Genomic DNA, 6213 nt, shown 5'->3' with positions numbered 1-6213 from the left:
AAACACGAATAAATCGTGTGTCCTTTGTAGGAGCGGCGCTTGAGCCGCGAACCGTGCAAAGCAGGACATCCACCTGATAATTTGCAATCTTGCCCTGCACCACTCAGGGCTCCGGCTTCTCCAGCTCCTGCATCACATAGCCCACCTCGTCCATCTTCTCGGTGAGTACCTGCTGGGCATCAAACAGACCCCGGTTATAGAAATGTGGTCCCAGCTCTTTGGCAAAGAAATCAATCAAGAACTCCGCCTCGAACCCACCGATATCCTGCTGAAGCTCGTCTTCGAAGTACCCCTTGATCTTGCTGACCATGCGGGATTTTTGGTCTGGGGTGAAGGTGATATCGGTCATGGTTTACTCATTGCCGAAGAAGGGTTGGAGCAAAGTGCAAGACCTAACCCCATTCGCCCATCATTTGGCGACCGGTTTTTAATGGCTTTTTTATGCATTTAGCCACCCATGCTCTGGATGATTTTTTTGTTTAATTCCTGAAATGACTTTACAAGATCATCACACGCTACCTTTGATGCACCACAACGTGCCGACATATCTATATAGATAGTGCCATCGCGCTCAATTACTCGTCTCTCAACATATGCTGGATGAGCTGGATGATTTATTGGAGTAAAACTGTACATCACACCCTCTTGAGAGCTGGCGATAGTCCACCCGTTTTTCTCGTAAACACTAAAAGACTTATCGCCTTTTAAATCGTTTAATTTTTCACCAACACTTTGACCTTCTTTATTATGACCGGTATACCCCAGATCCTCGCCATAGACCAAACAGGGCAGCAGACCAATCGCGATTAAAGAAAGTAAGCATTTCATGCTGATTACTCGTTTGATTGCATAACGCCGGCCATCATGCGCTCGTCGCATGCATGGCATTGTTATGTACCGGAACCAATTAGAGCTGCCACTATTGAGGCCCCTGCACTAACAATAGCAACCACCATAGGAATGACAATCTTCCAGCGCTCGGACCTAGAAAGTTGCCTATCATGAATCTCAATAGCCACATCCATGAGCTTGTTCACTGTATTTGAATCTAAAATAGGACGTATTTTTTTCTTGTTTTCGGTAGCATGAGGAAGTACGTACCTGGAAATCAGTGAAACTCGATTCACTTTCCCATCTTCTTCCTCATCCTCGTTCTCAAAGCGAACTCGGAAAAACTCGGGGTGCGCTCGCCCCAGATCAATCCAGCTGTTCTCTGAATCCGGCTTATTTTTTAACTCATCGATCAAACCGGATTCACTGCGACTCGTATATTTGTCATATGCGAGAACCTGTATCAGAGCAAGAACATCTGCCAGGCGCCCCGGCTTTAGATACGACGTTTTCCGCTCCTCGCTCACGATTCCCTCTCCTTCACATAACGCCCGGCTTTGGGGCGGACTTGTAGCCGCGCAGCGGCGGAAAGGCCGTCCAGCCCCGAAGGGGGGCGACAACAGCCGATAGTTATGTAATCTTATCCACGCTCCCGTATGAAGGCGTCACTTCTAGATATTTCGCCATGATATTCAGGAAGGTGCGTACTTAAGTACTGCCTCAGCTCATTTTCATGCTCAGTGGTAGTTGATGGCCCAAGCATAATACCCGCAGACATCAGGCAGATTTTATCGTAAGCCACATCAATAAACTGTATATCAGTTGGGTCATTGTTAATTATGACTTCTTGGCAGGTATTATAAAGTGAAGACCCCCGTCTTGGCCTCAGCTGTTTAATCGGTACGGCTTGCAAAACAAACCTCACTTCCTCTTGGAATTCCCAGAGCTCATTTTTAGTAAGAGCATAGTCTTCTATATAGCCCTGAGTCATCAGGCCGCGTACGTCTTTATACATTTGAATTCTTGGTTGTTCTTTATATACGACTTTGGATAGAAACTCTGTGTCTCGCTCGCCTCTGTGAAACAAAAATACGTAAGCATTTCTATTGGTATGATTTGCAATAAAGTGCTTCTTAAAAAACTGAGGCTTCAAGAAATCAGGCGAAAATTCAATTCTTACTGCAAACGGCGAATTCACATACATCTTCCAAAGCGGAATACTTTCGCGCTTTTGTGATGTCCAGCAACTGACAAAGGTATAAGGGGCTTGGGACTGTGTATCCAACAGAAAGCCCTCTTCAGCATCGTCGACATTAATCAGTGAGTTAAATCGAATTACGCCATTCTCAACAATTTTTTGAAATGTATCAAAACTTGTATAGTGATAAATCTTATCCACTTATAAATACCTTCAAATCCTGCCTTAGACTTCATGCAATCTAGGTTACATAACACCCAAAGCAGCGGCGCGCGTTAGCGCGTCCAGCCCGTAGGGCGATGCTGCCTTTGCTTGTTATGTTTTTCTTGCTCATGACTTTGGCTTGTGGGTCTTGTGAGTCAGCAAATACCAAGTATCCGGCAGCATTTGACCTTGGCTATTTGATGTTGGCTCAATAAACATAAAGCGGCCTTTGGTTCCATTGTGTGAAATAAACTCATCGTAAAGCTCTTGAGCAGAACATTCAGATATCACATAAAAGCAATTTGGGATATCAAACCGCCACGTAAGCACCCGGTCCATGCTGTTCAGTACATTCTTCATCTCTTCCCGGGTTCCAACATTTCCGTCATACATAAACAAATATGCTTTTCTCATGCTTCACCCTCCGGCTTGTGATGATCGAGGGTGTTAAAATCGGGATTTTCTATAGCCTTGGTATCATCAACTTGTAGGGGATAAGGGTCTCCCTTTTGTTGAGCTAGCTCGATAGTTCTCTTTTTAATCTGATAGTCCTCTGACTGCAATTTGTCTCGATCGAAGAATAGTAAAAACAAGAATCCAAATAGTGCGACAACAACAGGCGAACATCCAACTGCTACTATCCAGCTAGACAGATCAGGATAAAGAACCCCCGCAATGAGCGTGGGAATAGTAATAATTCCGCAAAGCCACAGAATTGGATTCAATGCACTTTTGACTGTCAGTCGACCTCCAGCCTCGACAGCCTTACTAAAAATTTGCTCTCTCACATAGTGCCTCGCTATTTGGTTTATTCAGAAACATAACGCAGAGCTTTGCGGCAATTTTGGAGCAGCGAAGCGGTGGAAAAATTGTCCGGCAACAGCGACTTGTTATGAGTTTAGCTTAATAGTCTCAAAGATCTTGATGTACATAGGCTTATTTTCATCGTAATCCTTACGATCAGTTACCACGGTGACGCTGACAAAAGCCTTTCCAACTTCGACTGCTGCTACCGCGTAGTAGGTTGGAACAGACTCGCCCGGCCATACGCCTTCATACTCGCGTAATACCCCGGACTCAATTGAACGCACCTCAGTTTGCGGAGTATAAAAATCCTGTACGGAACTGAATCTGTATTCGGCAAACTCCTGCAAACTTCCACCTTCTTTGCTGTACGCGCTGGCGGTAATAGAAACTCTGCCATCGGGGCTAGAAATTGAAAGGTAGTCAGAGTTGGCGTTTTGCTGCCAGTCTGCGGGCGCCTGCACCTCAAATACGTCACCAGCAGAAGGATAGTATTTCATCTCCACTTCAGCACTTGCCACGGACGAGGCTCCTACCAACCCCAAAATGAGAGCTTTGAGTTTCTTCATACTGATTTACTCTGATCTTCCCCACCAAAAGTAGACACTGATTTACGCACACATCTTCAGGTATTCCTGCTCAACCGTGTTAGGGCTTTTATACCCCAGTGTGCTATGCCGACGGTGGCTGTTGTAGAACATTTCAATGTAGTCGAAGACGCAGGAGTACGCCTCTTTCTTATTCGATACATCCTCGGCATAAAGCGCTTCCACCTTGAACCGAGCAAAGAACGACTCCATTGCCGCATTATCCCAGCAATTCCCTTTTCGGCTCATGCTAGGTCTTATCTTTTCACTGAGCAACAACGCCTGGTACTCGCCCGAGCGATATTGAACCCCTCTGTCCGAATGCAGTATGAGCCCTGGCTCTACATTCCTGGAGTCCCTTGCCATATTGAAGGCATCAATAATCAGCTGATTCGTAATTGTCGTATCCAGCGACCAGCCCACGATCTTTCGGGAGAATAGGTCCATCACCACAGCCAGATAAACAAAGCCCTTTTCGACTTTGATGTAGGTAATGTCTGATACCCACTTCTCATCTGGACGGCTGGCGGTAAAGTTTCTTCTAAGAAGATTGTCACTGACATGATTGTGGGCCATAACATCAGGGAAATACTTGTAGCCCTTCCCATTCCTGGCCTTAAGCCCACGTTTCGCCATCAATTTGGCAACCGTATTCTCGCTGATATCACAGCCGCTCTCATTTAGCTCGACGGTCATGCGTGGCGCCCCATACCGGGACTTGAAGCGCTTAAAGAGCGTTACCGGCTGGCGCTCAGCCTCCAATTGGCGGAGCTGACGTGGACTAGGCTTCCGATTACGCCACTTGTAGTATCCAGACCGGCTCACGCCTGCCCAGCGGCACATCTTGGTGACCGGATACTGGCCACGTAGCGATTCAATAAAGGCGTACTTCACCACTTGTCTTTGCTGAAGTACGCCGTCGCCTTTTTTAGGAATTCATTTTCCTCTTTCAGATCCACGATCTCTCTTTTGAGCGCGCGCATCTCTTCGCTTTCCTGCCGGGAGTAATCAACACCTTGCATGCTATTGAACTGCTTATCAGAAAGTCGTTTGTACTGCCTGCGCCAGTTATAAATCTGACCAGGGTGGATACCGAGCTCACGAGCCACCTCCACGGCGCTGGTACCTGGATCTTCCGATCTGCGCACCGCCTCCCTGCGGAAGTCCTCGGTGTAGTGGTTGTATTTGTTCTTACGTTTCTTGGCCATAATAAAACACCTCATTAGGTTGTAGTGAGGTGTCTACTTTTCTTGGGGAACTTGGAGGCATAACGCCTAGCACAGCCGCGAAAGTCGGCCTGCTGCTACTTGTTATGTGCCTTATCATCTGCCCCATTTGCGAACCTAAAATATCCAGGAGGAACTCCCTTGAAAAGCACCATTCCAGAAACATGTGACAATACTCCAATGACGGCAATTCCTAGAAGGGCATACGGGCTGAATGGTTCGAGGAACGAAAAGACAACGATTGCCAGCAAATCGAGCACACACACCACAAATAGAATGCCTGCCAACCCCCGAAATAGAGGCCTTACTTTCAGCTCTCTCCCCATAGCCTCAACCATCTACCCTCACACATAACGCCAGCATTTGCGGAAAATTGGAGCGTAGCGGAAATTTATCCGCAACATGCTCTTGTTAGCCATCGCTTCCGCCTCGCCCCCAGTAGTTATCAGCTTCCTGAGGAGTGCGGCCCTTTAAGCTCTCTTTCCATGCAGGGATGACCTTTTCTACATATACCCTAGAGAACTTTTTAATGCTGCCACCCTTAAGTGATTTCCTATAAGCCTTTGAAACAATGCCCTTTTTTTCCAGCCCCGAACTAAACCTTCTATCCATAGGAGGGTAGTCGCCATCTGTTTCAACCGCCAACATACAAATAACAGTTGGCACTCCTGCCCCGTTAAACCGCTTCGCCAAACCGATGAAGTTCTCTATGTCTTCTTTCGTTGCGCTCACCGCATCCGGCATTCCTTTTGCTAGATTGGAAATTTCAAGCAATCCACTAATCGGCACAGGTGGCACGTTTTTCTTTGCCGCATCAACAGACATCAACCTAGAAATTGTCTTCCTTTCTGAATCGCCAATTTCAGCTGAGTCTATTCCATACCTAGCATCAAAATCCCAGATGCTTTTTTTATATGGTGAATCCATTTCTCCCCTCAAGCTGTATTCTGGCTAACGCCCAAAGCAGCGGCCGAGCGTAGCGAGGTCCAGCCCCGAAGGGGCGATGCTGCCTTTGCTTGTTAAGTGCTTGCTCATTTGCATGCTAAACACTCAGCCTGATTGCTTGTAGAGTACTCCGCATACCAATAATGCGGATCATTTATTTTTCGGTAATCTAGGCCGCTATCTTCATACGAGTGATGAAAACGACGCTTTAGAATAACTATTTTCTTGCATTTGGGTGGCCAAGCTGATTCCTCGGCAATTTCGTTGCCTCGAGCCAGCTCTGACTTGAGAATTTCATTCAATTCATTTGATTCGAACAAGCCATGATTCCTTTATGCACTTAACGCCGCGCTCAGCCGCAGCTTACTTTGGGCGCCTTTTGCGCGAAAATGGGAGCGTAGCGACCGCGCAAAAGGTG

General features: G+C 46.8%; 10 protein-coding genes. All 10 read right to left on the bottom strand.

The genetic code is table 11. The annotated features are described in order from the left end of the window. Window positions 1–103 precede the first annotated feature (103 nt). The 10 genes from A3754_RS10025 to A3754_RS09980 all read right to left on the bottom strand — a co-directional run bounded on the left by A3754_RS10025 (window position 104) and on the right by A3754_RS09980 (window position 5777). Window positions 104–349: a DUF2164 domain-containing protein gene (locus tag A3754_RS10025; protein ID WP_063519559.1), complete on the bottom strand. Its 246-nt coding sequence runs from the start codon at window positions 347–349 to the stop codon at window positions 104–106. Between the two features lie 98 nt (window positions 350–447). Next, on the bottom strand, window positions 448–828 hold the full coding sequence (locus A3754_RS26615) for a molecular chaperone DnaJ (RefSeq protein ID WP_156496943.1): 381 nt from the start codon (window positions 826–828) through the stop codon (window positions 448–450). Between the two features lie 62 nt (window positions 829–890). After that, the gene (locus A3754_RS10020; RefSeq protein ID WP_063519558.1) at window positions 891–1358 is read right to left on the bottom strand and encodes a hypothetical protein; all 468 of its coding nucleotides are present in this window, start codon (window positions 1356–1358) and stop codon (window positions 891–893) included. A gap of 113 nt (window positions 1359–1471) precedes the next feature. Continuing rightward, window positions 1472–2230 carry a hypothetical protein gene (locus A3754_RS10015; protein WP_063519557.1) on the bottom strand — a complete coding sequence of 253 codons (759 nt, stop codon included), beginning with the start codon at window positions 2228–2230 and terminating at the stop codon, window positions 1472–1474. A 129-nt stretch (window positions 2231–2359) separates the two neighbouring features. Beyond that, window positions 2360–2647, bottom strand: coding sequence for a hypothetical protein (locus A3754_RS10010; protein WP_063519556.1), 288 nt, complete (start codon window positions 2645–2647; stop codon window positions 2360–2362). Then, the gene (locus tag A3754_RS10005) at window positions 2644–3021 is read right to left on the bottom strand and encodes a hypothetical protein (RefSeq protein WP_156496942.1); all 378 of its coding nucleotides are present in this window, start codon (window positions 3019–3021) and stop codon (window positions 2644–2646) included. The genes A3754_RS10010 and A3754_RS10005 overlap by 4 nt, the downstream gene beginning before the upstream one ends. Before the next feature lie 102 nt (window positions 3022–3123). After that, window positions 3124–3606: a hypothetical protein gene (locus tag A3754_RS10000; protein ID WP_063519554.1), complete on the bottom strand. Its 483-nt coding sequence runs from the start codon at window positions 3604–3606 to the stop codon at window positions 3124–3126. Between the two features lie 42 nt (window positions 3607–3648). Continuing rightward, window positions 3649–4521, bottom strand: a complete 873-nt coding sequence (locus A3754_RS09995) for an IS3 family transposase (protein WP_082872457.1) — start codon at window positions 4519–4521, stop codon at window positions 3649–3651. Next, entirely contained in the window at window positions 4515–4832 is a 318-nt protein-coding gene (locus tag A3754_RS09990) for a transposase (RefSeq protein WP_063518769.1), read from the bottom strand. The genes A3754_RS09995 and A3754_RS09990 overlap by 7 nt, the downstream gene beginning before the upstream one ends. Before the next feature lie 429 nt (window positions 4833–5261). Then, entirely contained in the window at window positions 5262–5777 is a 516-nt protein-coding gene (locus tag A3754_RS09980) for a hypothetical protein (protein WP_063519553.1), read from the bottom strand. Window positions 5778–6213: the final 436 nt, after the last annotated feature.

The sequence above is a fragment of the Alcanivorax sp. HI0083 genome (assembly GCF_001635175.1).
Note: the sequence above shows the minus strand (reverse complement) of the source record. Positions and strands in the feature narration are given on the sequence as shown.

Bases quoted from the DNA above. Each gene is read 5' to 3' on its own strand.
- A3754_RS10025 (WP_063519559.1), bottom strand. From the start codon at position 349: ATGACCGATATCACCTTCACCCCAGACCAAAAATCCCGCATGGTCAGC.
- A3754_RS26615 (WP_156496943.1), bottom strand. From the start codon at position 828: ATGAAATGCTTACTTTCTTTAATCGCGATTGGTCTGCTGCCCTGTTTG.
- A3754_RS10010 (WP_063519556.1), bottom strand. From the start codon at position 2,647: ATGAGAAAAGCATATTTGTTTATGTATGACGGAAATGTTGGAACCCGG.
- A3754_RS10000 (WP_063519554.1), bottom strand. From the start codon at position 3,606: ATGAAGAAACTCAAAGCTCTCATTTTGGGGTTGGTAGGAGCCTCGTCC.
- A3754_RS09990 (WP_063518769.1), bottom strand. From the start codon at position 4,832: ATGGCCAAGAAACGTAAGAACAAATACAACCACTACACCGAGGACTTC.
- A3754_RS09980 (WP_063519553.1), bottom strand. From the start codon at position 5,777: ATGGATTCACCATATAAAAAAAGCATCTGGGATTTTGATGCTAGGTAT.